At 69.5% G+C, this 499-nt stretch carries 1 protein-coding gene; it reads left to right on the top strand.

Annotation, left to right across the window (positions count from 1 at the left end):
* Positions 1-499: beta-ketoacyl synthase N-terminal-like domain-containing protein (locus tag IH68_RS0149005; protein WP_037886718.1), on the top strand; the 499-nt coding region annotated here is incomplete at both ends.

The raw sequence follows: 499 nt of genomic DNA, 5'->3' as shown, positions 1-499 counted from the left end.
CGGGATTTCGCCGCGTGAGGCATTGGCGATGGATCCGCAGCAGCGGTTGCTGCTGGAGACGTCGTGGGAGGTGCTGGAGCGGGCCGGTATCGACCCGGCGACGCTGCGCGGCAGCCGCACCGGCGTCTTCACCGGCGCCATGGCGCAGGACTACGGCTCCGTCCTCCGCTCGGGCGAGCTCGACTCCGGTGGGTACCTCATGACCGGGAACACCGGCAGCGTGGCCTCCGGTCGTATCGCGTACACGTACGGTTTCGAGGGTCCTGCGGTGACGGTGGACACGGCGTGCTCATCGTCGCTGGTCGCCCTTCACCTGGCCGCGCAGGCGCTGCGCTCCGGCGAATGCGACATGGCACTGGCCGGTGGTGTGACCATGATGTCGACCCCGGAGACCTTCCTCGAGTTCTCGCGGCAGCGGGGGCTGGCGGTGGATGGTCGGTGCAAGGCGTTCTCGGACGGCGCGGATGGTACGGCGTGGTCGGAGGGTGTGGGTCTGCTG

The sequence above is a fragment of the Streptomyces sp. NRRL S-646 genome (assembly GCF_000720765.1).
Taxonomy (GTDB): domain Bacteria; phylum Actinomycetota; class Actinomycetes; order Streptomycetales; family Streptomycetaceae; genus Streptomyces.
Note: the sequence above shows the minus strand (reverse complement) of the source record. Positions and strands in the feature narration are given on the sequence as shown.